Genomic DNA, 16,188 nt, shown 5'->3' on the forward strand with positions numbered 1-16,188 from the left:
GGATATTTCGATGCGCGACTGCAAGACGGCTGTCTTCCTCACCCACGATGGCGTGGAGCTTCTCTATCGCCACTGGCCCGCCACTCAGCCCGGCGCTGGCCCGCGCAAGGCGGTGGTGATGTTCCACCGCGGCCACGAGCACGGCGGGCGCATGGCCCACCTGCCCGCCGAGCTGGACCTGCCCGACTACGACTTCTTCGCCTGGGATGCCCGCGGCCACGGCCTGTCGCCCGGCGCGCGTGGCGACAGCCCGAGCTTCGCCACCAGCGTGCGCGATGTGCAGACCTTCCTCGATCACCTCAGCGCGACGCATGCCATCCAGCAGTCCGACATGGCCGTGTTGGCGCAGAGCGTGGGCGCCGTGCTGATCAGCACCTGGGCCCACGACTACGCACCCAAGGTACGCTGCCTGGTGCTCGCCTCGCCGGCCTTCAAGGTCAAGCTCTACGTGCCCTTCGCCCGCCCGGGCCTGAAGCTGCTGCGCCAGTGGCGCGGCAACTTCTTCGTCAACAGCTACGTCAAGGCGCGCTTCCTCAGCCACGATCCCGAGCGCATCGCCTCGTTCGAGAACGACCCGCTGATCACCCGGCCGATCTCGGTCAACATGCTGCTGGGGCTCTATGATGCCGCCGAGCGCGTGGTCGCCGATGCCCAGGCGATCCAGGTACCGACCCAGCTGCTGATTTCCGGCGCCGACTTCGTCGTGCACCGCAAACCGCAGGAGCAGTTCTTCGAACGCCTCGGTAGCCTGCGCAAGGAGAAGCACATCCTTCCCGGCTTCTTCCACGACACCCTTGGCGAGCGCGACCGCGCTCATGCGCTGAGCCGTGCGCGGCGCTTCATCCTGGAAAGTTTCGAGCAGCCGGCCGCGCGTCCCTCGCTGCTGGATGCCGACCGTTGTGGCTGGAGCTGCGCCGAGGCCGAGAGCCTGGCTGCGCCACTGCCGAAGAACTCCCTCGGCGATCTGTACTGGCGCGCGACCCGCGCCGGCCTCAAGCTCGGCAGCGGGCTGTCCGACGGGGTGAAGCTGGGCTTCGAAACCGGCTTCGATTCTGGCAGCACGCTGGACTACGTCTACCGCAACCAGCCGTCCGGCAAATCAGCGCTGGGCCGCCTGATCGATGCGAACTACCTGAACTCCATCGGCTGGCGTGGCATCCGCCAGCGCAAGCTGCATGCCGAGGAACTGCTGCGCCTGGCCATGGGCCGGCTGCGCGAAGCGGGCAAGGCGGTGCGCATCGTCGACATCGCCGCCGGCCACGGCCGTTACATCCTCGAATCCCTCGAAGGACTGGAGCACAAGCCGGACGCGATCCTGCTGCGCGACTACAGCGAGATCAACGTACGCGACGGCAGTGCACTGATCGAGCAGAAGGGCCTCAGCGACATCGCCCGCTTCGTCAAAGGCGATGCCTTCGACCGGGCTGACCTGGCTACCCTCGATCCCAAGCCAACGCTGGCGGTGGTCTCTGGACTGTATGAGCTGTTCGGCAGCAACCAAATGATTGGCGACTCGCTGGCCGGCCTGGCCGCAGCGGTCGAGGAGGGCGGCTACCTGGTCTACACCGGTCAGCCCTGGCACCCGCAACTGGAGCTGATCGCCCGCGCCCTGACCAGCCACCGCCAGGGCCAGGCCTGGGTGATGCGCCGACGCAGCCAGGCGGAGATGGACCAGCTGGTGGAGGCCGCCGGTTTCCGCAAGCTGGAACAGCGTATCGACGAATGGGGCATCTTCAGCGTGTCGCTGGCCCAGCGGGTGTCCTGATGGAAAGCACCCGCGAGACCGGAATGTGGAAGCGCGGGGTTCTCTGGCTGTTGCTGCTCGGCCCGCTGTTCTTCGCCAGCTACGGCTTCGCCAACTGGTTGACCGCGCAGCGCGAGGATGTCGGCAGCCTGGTGTTCGCCTGGGAAAGCGCGATGCCGTTGTGGCCATGGAGCATCGTGCCCTACTGGTCGATCGACCTGCTCTACGGCTTGTCCTTCCTGCTCCCGGCCACGCGCCGGGAGATGGACAGCCACGCCCTGCGCCTGCTTACCGCGCAGATCATCTGTGTCGCCTGCTTCCTGCTCTGGCCGCTGCGCTTCACCTTCGAGCGTCCGGAGCTGGACGGCTTGTTCGGCTGGATGTTCGACGTGCTGATGGGCTTCGACAAGCCGTTCAACCAGGCACCCTCGCTGCACATCGCGCTGCTGGTGGTGATCTGGGTGATGTTCGCCCGGCACACCCGTGGCCTGCTGCTGCGTGGCCTGCTGCATGGCTGGATGGCACTGATCGGCCTGTCGGTGCTGACCACCTGGCAGCATCACTTCATCGATGTTCCCACCGGCGCCCTGGCCGGCTGGCTGTGCGTCTGGCTCTGGCCAAACGAGGGTCGCAGCCCGCTGCAGAACCTGCGCCTGGCTCGCGAGCCACAGCGCTGGCGCCTAGCGCTTCGCTACGGGCTGGGCAGCGCGATCTGCGCGGCCCTGGCGGTCAATCTCGGCGGCGCCTGGCTGTGGCTGCTATGGCCCTGCGCATCGCTGCTGCTGGTGGCGCTGAATTACTCACTGTTCGGCGTGGCCGGCTTCCAGAAACGTGCCGATGGCTTACTGAGCGTGGCCAGCAACTGGCTACTGGCGCCTTACCTGCTCGGCGCCTGGATCAATTCGCGACTGTGGACGCGCAAGCATCCGCAACCGGATCAGGTGATCGAAGGCATCTGGCTCGGTCGTGTACCCACTGCTGCCGAGGCCATATCCTTCAGTGCGGTGCTGGACCTCAGCGCCGAGCTGCCGGTGCGCCTGCCCGGCAAGACCTATCGCAACCTGCCACTGCTGGACCTGGTCGCCCCCGATAGCGAGGCGTGCCGTCAGGGCGCCGAGCTGATCGAACAGTTGCGCCAGCAGGGTCCGCTGCTGGTCTGCTGCGCCCTCGGCTATTCGCGCAGCGCCACCCTGGTCGCCGCCTGGCTCCTGCACAGCGGCCGCGCCGGCAGCGTTGAGCAGGCCATTGCGATGATCCGCGCCGTACGGCCGCGCATCGTCCTTGGCGACGCCCAGCGCAAAGCGCTGCAGGGCCTGCGGCAACCCTCGGCGAATCTGGAGATGGCCCATGGCCTCTGAGATGCAACTCACCCTGGTCGCCGGCCTGCTGCGCCGTGGCCGCGGCCTGGACCTGCTGTCCAATGCGCTGACCCTGCTGGCCCTGGCCTATGGCCTGGCGCCACTGCTCGGTGCGCCAGCCAGCGCCGTCAGCGCTGTGGTCTGCGGCCTGCTGGTGATGCTCGGCCTGGCACAGAAGTACTGGGCCATCCGCGTGGCGCTGGACGCTGAACTGTTCGCCCGCCTGGCCGGCGATGCCGCTCGCCTGGCCATGCACACCACCGACCTCGACCAGGCCCTGCACAGCCTTGACCTGCAACCCACCGACGCTGCGCCTCGCGACTGGCTGCAACGTAGCCGCGCCGCGCTCCGTCTGCTGCGCCTACAGGCCGCCTGGCTGGTGGCGCAGATGCTGCTGGCCCTGGTCGTCATTCTCGCCACCCCCTGGCTTTCCCTGGCTGGATAAAGGAGTCATATCCATGCTCGCTTCGCTCACTGCGTTCGCCATCACCTCGGCAGCTCGCCTGCTGACCGGCGCCCGAGCCCTCTGGCTGGGCTGCACGGCCCAGCCGACACAAAGGTTGTATTACGCCAACCACAGCAGCCACGGCGACTTCGTGCTGCTGTGGGCCTCCCTGCCGCCAGAGCTGCGCCGCCGCACTCGCCCGGTAGCCGGCTCCGACTACTGGATGAAGGGCGATCTGCGCCGTTTTCTGATCCGTGATGTGTTCAACGGCGTGCTGGTCGACCGCGACCGCAGCGACCCCAACGCCAACCCGCTGCAATCGATGCTCGATGCGCTGGAGCAGGGTGACTCGCTGATCATCTTCCCCGAGGGCACCCGCAACCTCACCGACGAGCAGCTGCTGCCGTTCAAGAGCGGCCTGTACCACCTGGCACAGGCCAAACCCGATGTGGAACTGGTGCCGGTGTGGATCGCCAACCTCAACCGGGTGATGCCCAAGGGTAGGGCGCTGCCGTTACCGCTGCTGTGTACCCTTAGCTTCGGCGCACCGCTCGAACGCCAGGAAGGGGAGGACAAGGCAGCGTTCCTCGAACGCGCCCGCAATGCCCTGCTGGAACTGGCCCCGGAGGTAGTCTGAGATGGATCGCAACACAATCCTGCTGTTCGCCGGCATCGGTGCCGTACTGCTGCTCGCCACGCTGATCGCCCGCGTGCTGCGCTGGCGCGCCGGCGAAGTACCCAACGCGGTGATCGAGAACCTCAACGCACGGATCGACGCCTGGTGGGCTATGGTGCTGGTTATCGGCATCGCCTTCCTGTTCGGCAACAATGGCGTGATCCTGCTGTTCTACTTTGTGTCGTTCTACGCCCTGCGCGAGTTCCTCACCCTGACGCCGACCCGGCGCAGCGACTATCCGGCGCTGGTAGCGGCCTTCTACTTTGCGCTGCCGATGCAGTACCTGCTGATCGCCCTGGACTGGTATGGCCTGTTCGCCATCTTCATCCCGGTCTACCTGTTCCTCCTGCTGCCGATCCTCGCCTCGTTGGGCGGCGACACCACGCGCTTCCTTGAACGCGCCTCGGAAGTGCAGTGGGGGCTGATGATCGCGGTGTACTGCGTGTCCGCCGTGCCGGCGCTGCTGACACTGGATATTCCCGGCTATGAAGGGCGAAACCTGCTGCTGATCGCCTGGCTGATCATCGTGGTGCAGCTATCGGACGTGCTGCAGTACGTCTGCGGCAAGCTCGCCGGCAAGCACAAGATCGCGCCCAAACTGTCGCCCTCGAAGACCGTCGAGGGCTTTGTCGGCGGTGTGGCTCTGGCCAGCCTGGTCGGTGCCTCGCTGTTCTGGATCACACCGTTCAGCTTCTGGCAGGCCGCGCTGTTGGCCCTGATCGTCAACCTGCTGGGCTTCGCCGGCGGCCTGGTGATGTCGGCGATCAAACGTGACCGTGGGGTGAAGGACTGGGGTCACATGATCGAAGGCCATGGCGGCATGCTCGACCGCATGGACTCGGTATGCTTCGCCGCACCGATCTTCTTCCATTTCGTGCGCTACTGGTGGGCCTGATCCGCTTCGGCTGTCGCCTCGCTCGAGGCGACAGCTGATTCGCTGAATCCCGGGCCAGCGCTGACGCCGGGCCTGCATGGAATCGCAGGCAACAAAAAACCCGCCGAGGCGGGTTTTTTATGACCTTCCGACATCCTGTCGTCTGCCATCCTGGCGCGGTCTGTCTTCCTTGACCCGGGACATCCAGTTCCCGGCAGGTGTGTGTAGATTAGCCAGGAGCAGCAGGCGAGGTCAGAAGCCTGTTCCGCCATTCCGTGTAAGCCTTTCGCTATAGCGGCAGAAATAAAAACCCCGGCACAAGGCCGGGGTTTTCTTTCTGCGACGACTGGGGTCAGAAGTCCAGGTTCGACACCGCCAGGGCGTTGGACTCGATGAAGTCGCGGCGCGGCTCCACGGCGTCGCCCATCAGGGTGTTGAAGATCTGGTCGGCGGCGATGGCGTCCTCGATGGTCACCTTGAGCATGCGGCGCACGGTCGGATCCATGGTGGTTTCCCACAGCTGCTCCGGGTTCATCTCGCCGAGACCCTTATAGCGCTGGATGCTGTGGCGCTTGGTGCTCTCGACCTTCAGCCACTCGAAGGCTTCCTTGAAGGTGCTGACCGCCTTCTTGCGCTCGCCACGCTGCACGTAGGCACCGTCTTCCAACAGGCTGTTGAGCTGGTCGCCCAGCGCGGTGACCGACTTGTAGTCGTTGCTGGCGAAGAAGTCGCGGTTGAAGGTGATATAGCTGGACAGGCCGTGGGCCAGGACTTCAACTTCCGGCAGCCACAGGTGGCGCTCGCGGTCCTCGCGCAGGCTGGCGCTGTAGGTCTGGCCAGACTTCTCGGCGCCCTTCAGGCGCGCCTGGAAGGCTTCCAGCCAGGCCTGCATGGCGGCCTGGTCGGCCAGCTGTTCCACCGATACGCGCGGTAGGTAAACCATGTGCTCGGTGATGTCCTGCGGGTAGACGCGGGACAGGCGGCCGAGGGTCTTGATCACCGCGCGGTAGTCGTTGACCAGCCGCTCCAGCGCTTCGCCGGACAGACCCGGTGCGTTCTCGTTGACGTGCAGGCTGGCCTCTTCCAGGGCCGACTGGGTCATGTACTCGTCCATGGCCTCGTCGTCCTTGATGTACTGCTCCTGCTTGCCTTTCTTCACCTTGTACAGCGGCGGCTGGGCGATGTAGATGTAGCCGCGCTCGATCAGCTCCGGCAACTGGCGGAAGAAGAAGGTCAGCAGCAGGGTGCGGATGTGCGAACCGTCAACGTCGGCATCGGTCATGATGATGATGTTGTGGTAGCGCAGCTTGTCGATGTTGTATTCCTCGCGGCCGATGCCACAGCCGAGGGCGGTGATCAGAGTACCGACCTCCTGGGAGGAGAGCATCTTGTCGAAGCGCGCCTTCTCGACGTTGAGGATCTTGCCCTTCAGCGGCAGGATCGCCTGAGTCCTGCGGTTGCGGCCCTGCTTGGCAGAACCGCCCGCGGAGTCACCCTCCACGATGTAGAGTTCGGACAGCGCCGGGTCTTTTTCCTGACAGTCGGCCAGCTTGCCGGGCAGACCGGCGATATCCAGCGCCCCCTTGCGGCGGGTCATCTCGCGGGCCTTGCGCGCGGCTTCTCGAGCACGGGCAGCATCGATCATCTTGCCGACCACGGCCTTGGCTTCGTTGGGGTTTTCCAACAGGAAGTCGCCGAAGTACTTGCCCATTTCCTGCTCGACCGCGGTCTTCACTTCGGAGGAGACCAGCTTGTCCTTGGTCTGCGAGCTGAACTTCGGGTCCGGCACCTTGACCGAGATGATCGCGGTCAGGCCTTCACGGGCGTCGTCGCCGGTGGTGGCGATCTTGAACTTCTTCGCCAGGCCCTCCTGCTCGATGTAGTTGTTCAGATGGCGGGTGAGGGCGGAACGGAAACCAGCCAGGTGGGTACCGCCGTCACGCTGCGGAATGTTGTTGGTGAAGCAGAGGATGTTCTCGTTGAAGCTGTCATTCCACTGTAGCGCAACCTCCACACCAACGCCGTCTTCCTCGCGCTGCACGTTGAAGTGGAACACCTGGTTGACGATGGTCTTGTTGGTGTTCAGGTACTCGACGAAGGCCTTGAGGCCGCCCTCGTACTTGAACAGTTCTTCCTTGCCGGTGCGTTCATCCTTGAGCAGGATGCCGACGCCGGAGTTGAGGAAGGACAGCTCGCGCAGACGCTTGGCCAGGATGTCCCAGCTGAAGTGGATGTTCTTGAAGGTGTCTTCGGACGGTTTGAAGTGAATCTGCGTGCCAGTACCTTCGCTATCACCGACCGGGGCCAGCGGCGCCTGCGGCACGCCGTGCACGTAAGTCTGTTCCCAGATCTTGCCGCTGCGGCGGATGGTCAGCACCAGTTCCTTGGACAACGCGTTCACCACAGAGACGCCCACGCCGTGCAGGCCGCCGGACACCTTGTAGCTGTTATCGTCGAACTTACCGCCGGCGTGCAGCACAGTCATGATGACCTCGGCTGCGGAAACGCCTTCTTCCTTGTGCATATCCACCGGAATGCCGCGACCGTTATCGCGCACGCTGATGGATTCGTCGGGGTGGATGGTGATGCTGATCTCGGAGCAGTAGCCGGCCAGCGCTTCGTCGATGGAGTTGTCCACCACCTCGAACACCATGTGGTGCAGGCCGGTGCCGTCATCGGTGTCACCGATGTACATGCCCGGGCGCTTGCGTACGGCATCCAGACCTTTGAGTACCTTGATACTCGAGGAGTCGTACGTGTTGTTCTCGTCGCTCATGCGTTCACTCCCGATGCGGTGATCACTCCATGTTCCACGTGGAACATGGCGACCGGCGTGTCCGTGCGCCAGCCATCCTTCAAATATTCATGGTCGACACAGGTGATGAACACCTGGCACTGCAAATCGTCCAGCAGGCGGCACAGGGCCTGTCGATGTCGCTCATCCAGTTCCGACGGCAGGTCGTCCACCAGATAGATGCATTGGCCTTGTTTGGCCTGATTCAGCAGATGCCCCTGGGCGATGCGCAAGGCACACACCACCAACTTCTGCTGACCACGGGACAGAATCTCCGCGGCATTGTTCGTCCCCAGCCGCAGGCGCAGATCGGCGCGTTGCGGCCCAGCCTGGGTATGCCCCAGCTGCTGGTCACGGGGCAGCGTGGTGGCCAGTACATCGGCCAGCGGTTTGTCCTTGTCCCAGCCGCGGTAGTAACTGAGGGTCAGCCCCTCAATCTCCACCAACTCGCCCAGCACCTGTTCGAAAACTGGCTTCAGGGCCTGGATATAGGCACGCCGATAGCCATCCACCTCGTCGCTGGCCAGGCACAGTTCACGGTCCCAAGCCGCTTGCGACGCGGCGTCCAGTGTACCATGCCGCAGCCACGAGTTCCGCTGCCGCAGGGCCTTCTGCAGGCGCTGCCAGGCCGGCAGGAAGCGTGGTTCCACGTGGAACACTCCCCAGTCGAGGAACTGCCGACGTACCTTGGGTGCCCCCTCGAGCAGGCGGAAGCTGTCCGGGTTGATTACCTGCAACGGCAGGATCTCGGCGAGCTGCGCGGTACTCCGTGCGTTCTGTCCATCGATGCGAATTTGCAGCTCGCCCTGACGGTCACGGGAAATACCCAGGTTGCTGTGCAAGCCGTCCTCACGCTGCACCTGGCCGAACACGGTACAGGCCGGCTGTTCGTACTGGATCATCGGCTGCAATTTGTTGCTGCGGAACGAGCGGGCGAGGGCAAGCAGATGGATGGCTTCCAGCAGGCTGGTCTTGCCGCTGCCATTGGCGCCGTGAAGGATATTAATGCGAGGGGAGGGGGAGAGCGTCACCGGGTGCAGGTTTCGCACCGCGGTGACGGTGACGCGGGAGAGGGACATTCAGCGGAGATTACAGACGCATCGGCATAACGACGTAAGAAGAGTCGTCGTTGCCGGCTTCCTGCACCAGGGCGCTGCTGTTGGCATCGGAGAGGATCAGGCGCACCTGTTCGGTGGTCATCACGCCCAGCACGTCAAGCAGGTAGCTAACGTTGAAGCCGATCTCCAGCGAGCCACCGCTGTAATCGACCACCACTTCCTCTTCCGCTTCTTCCTGCTCCGGGTTGTTGGCCTGGATCTTCAGCAGACCGCTGGCCAGCTGCAGACGAATGCCACGGTACTTCTCGTTGGACAGGATCGCGGTACGGCTGAAGGCTTCGCGCAGGGCCTGGCGATCGCCGATCACCAGCTTGTCGCCGCCGCGCGGCAGCACGCGCTCGTAATCCGGGAACTTGCCGTCGACCAGCTTGGAGGTGAAGGTGAACTCGCCGGTGGTAGCGCGAATATGGTTGGCGCCCAGCACAACGGAGACTTCACCATCCTGCTCGGTGAGCAGACGGGCCAGCTCGAGGATACCCTTACGCGGCACGATCACTTGATGCTTTTCGGTGTGCTCGATGGTGGCTTCCATGGAGCACATGGCCAGGCGGTGACCGTCGGTGGCAACGGCGCGGAGCACACCAGTCTGTACCTCGATCAGCATGCCGTTGAGGTAGTAGCGTACGTCCTGCTGGGCCATGGCGAAGCTGGTGCGGTCGATCAGTCGACGCAGCTTGCTCTGCACCAGGTTGAAGGTCAGCGAGCCCGGGCCTTCCTCCACAGTGGGGAAATCGTTGGCCGGCAGGGTCGACAGGGTAAAGCGGCTGCGACCGGCCTTGACCACCAGCTTCTGCTCGTCGACGCGGATGTCGATCAGCGCATCGCTCGGCAGGCTCTTGCAAATGTCCATCAGCTTGCGCGCCGGCACGGTGATCTCGCCCGGCTCGGCGCTGTCTTCCAGAGTAACGCGCCCCACCAGCTCGACTTCCAGGTCGGTACCGGTCAGCGACAGCTGCTGGCCTTCGACCACCAGCAGCACGTTCGACAGGACCGGCAGGGTCTGGCGGCGTTCGACGACACCGGCGACCAGTTGCAGGGGTTTCAACAGGGCTTCGCGTTGAATGGTGAAATGCATGGTCTAGTCCCTTGCCTTGTGGGCTGCGATCAGGTGGTCAGGGTGCGCAGCAGGTTCTTGTAGTCCTCGCGGATATCCGCGTCGGCTTCGCGCAATTCCGCAATCTTACGACAGGCGTGCAGCACTGTGGTGTGGTCTCTTCCGCCAAAAGCATCACCGATTTCCGGCAGGCTGTGGTTGGTCAGTTCCTTGGACAGGGCCATGGCCACCTGACGCGGGCGCGCCACCGAACGGGAACGCCGCTTGGAGAGCAGATCGGCGATCTTGATCTTGTAGTACTCGGCCACCGTACGCTGGATGTTGTCGACGCTGACCAGCTTGTCCTGCAGGGCCAGGAGGTCCTTCAACGACTCGCGGATCAGCTCGATGCTGATCGGCTGGTTGGTGAAGTGCGAGTGGGCGATTACCCGTTTCAGCGCGCCTTCCAGTTCACGCACATTGGAGCGGATACGCTGGGCGATGAAGAAGGCGGCATCGTGGGGCAGATCGACTTTGGTCTGCTCGGCCTTCTTCATCAGGATGGCGACGCGGGTCTCCAGCTCCGGCGGCTCGACGGCAACGGTCAGGCCCCAACCGAAACGCGACTTCAGGCGCTCTTCCAGTCCTTCGATTTCCTTCGGGTAGCGGTCGCTAGTGAGGATCACCTGTTGGCCACCCTCGAGAAGCGCGTTGAAGGTGTGGAAAAACTCTTCCTGGGAACGCTCCTTCTTGGCGAAGAACTGGATGTCGTCGATCAGCAGCGCATCCACCGAGCGGTAGAAGCGCTTGAACTCGTTGATCGCATTGAGCTGCAGCGCCTTGACCATGTCGGCGACGAAGCGCTCGGAATGCAGGTAAACCACCTTGGCATTGGGGTTCTTCTTCAGCAGGTGGTTGCCCACCGCATGCATCAGGTGGGTCTTGCCCAGCCCGACCCCACCATAGAGGAACAGCGGGTTGTAGCCGTGCTTGAGGTTGTCCGCCACTTGCCAGGCCGCCGCGCGGGCCATCTGGTTGGACTTGCCCTCAACGAAATTCTCGAAGGTGAAGGTGCGGTTCAGGTAGCTGGTGTGCTTGAGCGCGCCTTCCACCTGCACGGTGCGCTCGACCGGTCGACTGGCGGCAGGCTGTGGCGCCGCCACGATCAGGGGATCGCTGCTGGGCGACTCATCCGCAACTACAGCCGGAGCCGACGCCACCGGCGCACTATTAATAGAAGGCGATGGCGTCGGGGCGGCCATGCGCGGAGCCGGATTGCGCTTGCTGCCGATCAGAAGCGACAGCGCCGGTGCCAAACCATTGGCGCGCTCAGCCAACAGCTCAAGCAGGCGCACCATGTACTTTTCGTTGACCCAGTCGAGCACAAAGCGGTTCGGCGCATAGACGCGCAGCTCGTCACCGGCCGACTCCACCTGCAATGGGCGGATCCAGGTATTGAATTGCTGGGCGGGCAACTCGTCGCGAAGCAGCTCCACACACTGCTGCCAAAGTTCTACGGACACTGAAATCCCCTGGGATCGCTACGGTTGCGATGAAAAAAACAGCTTGCATTGTAGCCCTGAGGGGCAGAGTTATCCACACGAATCGACACGATCAGCCGAATAGAATCAAGGATTTATTGGTGTTTCCCACGTTTACAGAAAGATCCGTAAAGTCTGTGGATAAAGGTAACTGAGGGCTGGGCAAAAGCCTGGGGGTAACGCACGGGAAAAGCCCTCTGTGGGTAAATTGACCTTTCCTGCACAGGCGGTGCACCGCCTGCGAACAGCCGGCACACCGCTTTCGGACAAGCTTATCCTTCTCGCCAAGCCACGAAGCGCTAAGCTTCCAGCGACTTTTCCACAGCACGTTGGAGGACCATTAAATTTTACTAGAACAAGCTCTTTAAAGATTTTCCTTCCTTTTATCTTTCTTTACAGATTCCAGGCTGGTTGGAAATTGACCTGGCGCCGCGGTTTCACTAGAATCGCCGGTCTCTTTAAACGGGGGCCATCCAGGCCCGTATGGACCACCCAGGTAGATCAGCATGAAACGTACTTTCCAACCCAGCACCCTCAAGCGCGCTCGCGTTCACGGTTTCCGCGCTCGCATGGCCACCAAGAACGGCCGTGCCGTCCTGTCGCGTCGTCGCGCCAAGGGCCGCAAGCGTCTGACCGTCTGATTACTCGGAACGGGTGGTGAGTCGAGACTACGGTCGGGAAAAGCGTCTGCTGACCCCCCGACAATTCAAGGCAGTCTTTGACTCACCGAGCGGCAAGGCACCAGGCAAGAACGTCCTGCTCCTCGCACGTGCCAACGATCTCGAGCATCCTCGTCTGGGGCTGGTGATCGGCAAGAAAAGCGTCAAGCTCTCCGTCGAGCGCAACCGCCTGAAACGTCTGATCCGGGATTCTTTCCGGCACCATCAGAAGTTGCTGGCAGGTCTGGACATTGTTGTGGTGGCACGCAAAGGTCTTGGTGATCTGGACAATCCGGAACTGCATGAGCAGTTCGGCAAACTCTGGAAACGCCTGGCCAAGCAGCGTCCCGCAGCCGCACCTCCCGGGGTAGGCGACAGCCCCCATGCGTAAACTGGTGATTCTACCGATCCAGTTCTACCGCTACGCCATCAGCCCCTTGATGGCCAGTCACTGTCGCTTCTATCCCAGCTGCTCCTGCTACACCCAGCAAGCCATCGAAACCCATGGCGTGCTGCGTGGCAGCTGGCTCGGCCTACGCCGCCTGAGTCGCTGCCATCCCTGGAACCCCGGTGGTTACGATCCGGTTCCGCCTCCCTCCTCACCTTCGATGACCGAGTAATCCATGGACATCCAACGCTCGATCCTGCTCGTCGCCCTGGCCATCGTGTCCTACCTGATGGTTCTGCAGTGGAACGAGGACTACGGCCAAGCCGCCATTCCGGCGACCGCCAGCACCACCGTCAGCGGCAACCAGGCCGCGAGCCTGCCGGATGTTCCGGCCAGCAATGCCGCCGACGACGTGCCGACCGCCAATACCGATGCCAACCCGCAGCTGGCGGCTCCGGCAGCGGTCAGCGACGAGCTGATCCGGGTGAAGACCGATGTGCTCGAGCTGGCGATCGATCCCAAGGGCGGTGATATCGTCCAACTGACGCTGCCGCAGTATCCGCGTCGCCAGGATCGCCCGGACGTGCCGTTCCAGCTGTTCGACAACGGCGGGGAGCGCACCTACCTGGCACAGAGCGGCCTGATCGGTACCAACGCACCGGACAAGACCAGCGGTCGTGCCCTGTGGAGCAGCGCCCAGCGCAGCTACGCAATGGCTGATGGCCAGGACCAGCTGGTGGTCGAGCTGACCTATGCCGAGGCCGGGGTCAACTACGTCAAGCGCTTCAGCTTCGAGCGTGGTCAGTACGATCTGAAAGTCGATTACAAGATCGACAACCAGAGCGGTCAGGCCTGGAGCGGCAACTTCTACGCCCAGCTCAAGCGTGACAACAGCGCCGACCCATCTTCCACCACCGCCACCGGTACCGCGACCTACCTGGGCGCCGCCCTGTGGACCGCCGAGGAGCCGTACAAGAAGGTGAAGATGGGCGACATGGACGAGAAGAGCCTGCGCGAAACCGTGCAGGGCGGCTGGGTCGCCTGGCTGCAGCACTATTTCGTCACCGCCTGGGTCGCCAACAAGGACGACAGCAACAGTGTGCAGACCCGCAAGGACAGCCAGGGCAACTACATCATCGGCTTCACCGGTCCGCAGCTGAGCGTCGCGGCCGGCGCCAGCGCCGAAACCGGTGCCGTCCTATATGCCGGTCCGAAGATCCAGGATCACCTCAAGGCCCTGTCGCCAGGCCTGGAGCTGACCGTCGACTACGGCGTGCTGTGGTTCATCGCCCAGCCGATCTTCTGGCTGCTGGAACATATCCACAGCCTGCTTGGCAACTGGGGGTGGTCGATCATCGTCCTTACCATCATCATCAAGCTGGCCTTCTTCCCGCTTTCGGCTGCCAGTTATCGCTCCATGGCCCGCATGCGCGCTGTTTCGCCCAAGCTGCAGGCGCTGAAGGAACAGTTCGGCGATGATCGTCAGAAAATGTCCCAGGCGATGATGGAGCTGTACAAGAAGGAGAAGATCAACCCGCTCGGTGGCTGCCTGCCGATCCTGGTACAGATGCCGGTGTTCCTGGCGCTCTACTGGGTACTCCTGGAAAGCGTCGAGATGCGCCAGGCACCGTGGATGTTCTGGATCACCGACCTGTCGATCAAGGACCCCTACTTCCTGCTGCCGATCATCATGGGCGCCACCATGTTCATCCAGCAGCACCTCAACCCGACTCCGCCGGACCCCATGCAGGCCAAGGTGATGAAGATGATGCCGATCATCTTCACCTTCTTCTTCCTCTGGTTCCCGGCCGGTCTGGTGCTGTACTGGGTGGTCAACAACGTCCTGTCCATTGCCCAGCAGTGGTACATTACCCGCCAGATCGAAGCGGCCGCGGCCAAGGCCTGAACCCGCTAAGCTGCACAAGACGCCCCCTCGTGGGGCGTTTTGCTATCTGTCAGATATCCACAGCCGAGAACACCAGCATGACCAGCGCCCGTGAAACCATAGCCGCCGTCGCCACTGCCCAGGGTCGCGGGGGCGTCGGCATCGTGCGCGTGTCCGGTCCTCGCGCGCGCGCCATCGGCATCAGCCTCTCCGGCCTGGAGCCCCGGCCACGCCACGCGCACTACGGCCCTTGGCACGACGATGATGGCGAGGTGATCGACCAGGGCCTGCTGCTGTTCTTCCCCGGCCCGCACTCCTTCACCGGCGAGGACGTATTGGAGCTGCAGGGTCACGGCGGCCCGGTGGTGCTGGATATGCTGCTGCAGCGCTGCCTGCAGCTGGGCGCGCGGCAGGCACGGCCGGGCGAATTCAGCGAGCGCGCCTTCCTCAACGACAAGCTCGACCTGGCGCAGGCCGAGGCCATCGCCGACCTGATCGAGGCCAGCTCGACTCAGGCCGCGCGCAACGCCCTGCGCTCGCTCCAGGGAGAGTTTTCACGGCGGGTGCACGAGCTGACCGAGCGCCTGATCCAGCTGCGTATCTACGTGGAGGCCGCCATCGACTTCCCGGAGGAAGAGATCGACTTCCTCGCCGACGGCCATGTACTGAGTCAGCTCGATGCGGTGCGCGAGTACTTATCCACAGTGCTGCGCGAAGCCGGTCAGGGCGCGCTGCTGCGTGACGGCATGAACGTGGTCATCGCCGGACGGCCCAACGCCGGCAAGTCCAGCCTGCTCAATGCCCTGGCAGGGCGTGAGGCGGCCATCGTCACCGATATCGCCGGCACCACCCGCGATGTGCTGCGCGAACATATCCACATCGATGGCATGCCGCTGCACGTGGTCGATACCGCCGGCCTGCGCGATACCGACGACCAGGTGGAGCGGATCGGCGTGGAGCGCGCGCTCAAGGCCATCGGCGAGGCCGACCGGGTGCTGCTGGTGGTGGACTCCACGGCTCCGGAGGCCGCCGATCCCTTCGCCCTGTGGCCGGAGTTTCTCGACAGCAAGCCTGATCCGGCGCGGGTCACCCTGATCCGCAACAAAGCCGATCTGTCGGGCGAGCCCGTCGCCCTGGAAACCTGTAACGATGGCCACGTGACCATTGCCCTGTCGGCCAAGTCGGCCGCCGGCCTGGACCTGCTGCGCGAGCATCTGAAGGCCTGCATGGGCTTCGAACAGACCGCCGAAAGCGGCTTCAGCGCCCGTCGCCGTCACCTGGAGGCTCTGCGCCAGGCCCAGGCCAGCCTGGAGCATGGCCGCAACCAGCTGACCCTGATGGGCGCCGGCGAGCTACTGGCCGAGGATCTGCGTCAGGCCCAGCAGGCGTTGGGTGATATCACTGGTGCCTTCAGCTCCGACGATCTGCTCGGGCGCATCTTTTCCAGCTTCTGCATCGGCAAATAGCCACGCTCATCGGTGATCCAAGGAGCAACTGCGGTCATCGGGAACCCTGTGGACAACCCTGCCTGAGCACGGTCGATAAGCCAGCCTGAACACTGAATATAATCTGGCCTGTGTATAAAATACCTTTCCATCCACAGGTGCCCCGCAGCTTTCCCCCCGGAAAATGGCAGGAACGCCACAGGGTTATCATTCGCTGCAGCCCATGAG

14 protein-coding genes are annotated in these 16,188 nt (G+C 63.4%); 10 read left to right on the forward strand and 4 right to left on the reverse strand.

All coding sequences use genetic code 11. From position 1 onward, the window contains the following. The first annotated feature begins 10 nt into the window (after window positions 1-10). From ACOAPY_RS00715 to ACOAPY_RS00735, 5 genes are read left to right on the forward strand one after another with little or no spacing between them, the layout of a single operon-like run. Complete coding sequence (locus tag ACOAPY_RS00715) at window positions 11-1,765, forward strand: bifunctional alpha/beta hydrolase/class I SAM-dependent methyltransferase (RefSeq protein WP_465154671.1); 1,755 nt, start codon at window positions 11-13, stop codon at window positions 1,763-1,765. Next, entirely contained in the window at window positions 1,765-3,102 is a 1,338-nt protein-coding gene (locus ACOAPY_RS00720) for a phosphatase PAP2/dual specificity phosphatase family protein (protein ID WP_465154672.1), read from the forward strand. The genes ACOAPY_RS00715 and ACOAPY_RS00720 overlap by 1 nt, the downstream gene beginning before the upstream one ends. Next, window positions 3,092-3,547 (forward strand): hypothetical protein, encoded by a 456-nt coding sequence (locus ACOAPY_RS00725; RefSeq protein WP_465154673.1) that lies wholly within the window; start codon window positions 3,092-3,094, stop codon window positions 3,545-3,547. Before ACOAPY_RS00720 ends, ACOAPY_RS00725 begins: the two co-directional genes overlap by 11 nt. A 13-nt stretch (window positions 3,548-3,560) precedes the next feature. After that, on the forward strand, window positions 3,561-4,184 hold the full coding sequence (locus ACOAPY_RS00730) for a lysophospholipid acyltransferase family protein (protein WP_272794470.1): 624 nt from the start codon (window positions 3,561-3,563) through the stop codon (window positions 4,182-4,184). Between the two features lies 1 nt (window position 4,185). Continuing rightward, complete coding sequence (locus ACOAPY_RS00735; protein ID WP_237045696.1) at window positions 4,186-5,118, forward strand: phosphatidate cytidylyltransferase; 933 nt, start codon at window positions 4,186-4,188, stop codon at window positions 5,116-5,118. A 331-nt stretch (window positions 5,119-5,449) separates the two neighbouring features. Here the strand turns inward: ACOAPY_RS00735 and gyrB are convergent, their stop codons facing one another. Genes gyrB through dnaA form a run of 4 tightly spaced genes read right to left on the reverse strand, consistent with a single transcriptional unit; the run spans window position 5,450 to window position 11,565 of the window. After that, complete coding sequence (gene gyrB / locus ACOAPY_RS00740; protein ID WP_465154674.1) at window positions 5,450-7,873, reverse strand: DNA topoisomerase (ATP-hydrolyzing) subunit B; 2,424 nt, start codon at window positions 7,871-7,873, stop codon at window positions 5,450-5,452. Then, complete coding sequence (gene recF, locus ACOAPY_RS00745) at window positions 7,870-8,970, reverse strand: DNA replication/repair protein RecF (RefSeq protein WP_465154675.1); 1,101 nt, start codon at window positions 8,968-8,970, stop codon at window positions 7,870-7,872. Before recF ends, gyrB begins: the two co-directional genes overlap by 4 nt. Window positions 8,971-8,980: 10 nt before the next feature. Continuing rightward, a complete protein-coding gene (gene dnaN, locus ACOAPY_RS00750) occupies window positions 8,981-10,084 on the reverse strand; it encodes a DNA polymerase III subunit beta (RefSeq protein ID WP_465154676.1) in 1,104 nt (367 codons plus the stop codon). Window positions 10,085-10,113: 29 nt separating this feature from the next. Continuing rightward, window positions 10,114-11,565, reverse strand: a complete 1,452-nt coding sequence (gene dnaA / locus ACOAPY_RS00755; protein ID WP_465154677.1) for a chromosomal replication initiator protein DnaA — start codon at window positions 11,563-11,565, stop codon at window positions 10,114-10,116. A 524-nt stretch (window positions 11,566-12,089) separates the two neighbouring features. Between dnaA and rpmH the strand changes: the two genes are divergently transcribed. The 5 genes from rpmH to mnmE all read left to right on the forward strand — a co-directional run bounded on the left by rpmH (window position 12,090) and on the right by mnmE (window position 15,981). After that, on the forward strand, window positions 12,090-12,224 hold the full coding sequence (gene rpmH / locus ACOAPY_RS00760; protein ID WP_021702523.1) for a 50S ribosomal protein L34: 135 nt from the start codon (window positions 12,090-12,092) through the stop codon (window positions 12,222-12,224). A 13-nt stretch (window positions 12,225-12,237) separates the two neighbouring features. Then, window positions 12,238-12,633, forward strand: coding sequence for a ribonuclease P protein component (gene rnpA / locus ACOAPY_RS00765; RefSeq protein ID WP_465154678.1), 396 nt, complete (start codon window positions 12,238-12,240; stop codon window positions 12,631-12,633). Next, on the forward strand, window positions 12,626-12,862 hold the full coding sequence (gene yidD / locus ACOAPY_RS00770; protein ID WP_076581672.1) for a membrane protein insertion efficiency factor YidD: 237 nt from the start codon (window positions 12,626-12,628) through the stop codon (window positions 12,860-12,862). The genes rnpA and yidD overlap by 8 nt, the downstream gene beginning before the upstream one ends. 3 nt (window positions 12,863-12,865) lie before the next feature. After that, on the forward strand, window positions 12,866-14,536 hold the full coding sequence (gene yidC, locus ACOAPY_RS00775; RefSeq protein ID WP_465154679.1) for a membrane protein insertase YidC: 1,671 nt from the start codon (window positions 12,866-12,868) through the stop codon (window positions 14,534-14,536). 77 nt (window positions 14,537-14,613) lie between these two features. Continuing rightward, window positions 14,614-15,981 (forward strand): tRNA uridine-5-carboxymethylaminomethyl(34) synthesis GTPase MnmE, encoded by a 1,368-nt coding sequence (mnmE, locus tag ACOAPY_RS00780; protein WP_465154680.1) that lies wholly within the window; start codon window positions 14,614-14,616, stop codon window positions 15,979-15,981. The last annotated feature ends 207 nt before the right edge of the window (window positions 15,982-16,188 follow it).

It is taken from the genome of Pseudomonas stagnisoli (assembly GCF_048595745.1).
In the GTDB taxonomy this organism is placed as follows: domain Bacteria; phylum Pseudomonadota; class Gammaproteobacteria; order Pseudomonadales; family Pseudomonadaceae; genus Aquipseudomonas; species Aquipseudomonas alcaligenes_A.

Excerpts from the sequence above, each read along its gene's own strand:
- yidC (WP_465154679.1), top strand. The coding sequence starts at position 12,866 with ATGGACATCCAACGCTCGATCCTGCTCGTCGCCCTGGCCATCGTGTCC.
- gyrB (WP_465154674.1), bottom strand. The coding sequence starts at position 7,873 with ATGAGCGACGAGAACAACACGTACGACTCCTCGAGTATCAAGGTACTC.
- ACOAPY_RS00735 (WP_237045696.1), top strand. The coding sequence starts at position 4,186 with ATGGATCGCAACACAATCCTGCTGTTCGCCGGCATCGGTGCCGTACTG.
- dnaN (WP_465154676.1), bottom strand. The coding sequence starts at position 10,084 with ATGCATTTCACCATTCAACGCGAAGCCCTGTTGAAACCCCTGCAACTG.
- ACOAPY_RS00720 (WP_465154672.1), top strand. The coding sequence starts at position 1,765 with ATGGAAAGCACCCGCGAGACCGGAATGTGGAAGCGCGGGGTTCTCTGG.
- ACOAPY_RS00725 (WP_465154673.1), top strand. The coding sequence starts at position 3,092 with ATGGCCTCTGAGATGCAACTCACCCTGGTCGCCGGCCTGCTGCGCCGT.
- ACOAPY_RS00715 (WP_465154671.1), top strand. The coding sequence starts at position 11 with ATGCGCGACTGCAAGACGGCTGTCTTCCTCACCCACGATGGCGTGGAG.
- ACOAPY_RS00730 (WP_272794470.1), top strand. The coding sequence starts at position 3,561 with ATGCTCGCTTCGCTCACTGCGTTCGCCATCACCTCGGCAGCTCGCCTG.
- rpmH (WP_021702523.1), top strand. The coding sequence starts at position 12,090 with ATGAAACGTACTTTCCAACCCAGCACCCTCAAGCGCGCTCGCGTTCAC.
- recF (WP_465154675.1), bottom strand. The coding sequence starts at position 8,970 with ATGTCCCTCTCCCGCGTCACCGTCACCGCGGTGCGAAACCTGCACCCG.
- mnmE (WP_465154680.1), top strand. The coding sequence starts at position 14,614 with ATGACCAGCGCCCGTGAAACCATAGCCGCCGTCGCCACTGCCCAGGGT.
- yidD (WP_076581672.1), top strand. The coding sequence starts at position 12,626 with ATGCGTAAACTGGTGATTCTACCGATCCAGTTCTACCGCTACGCCATC.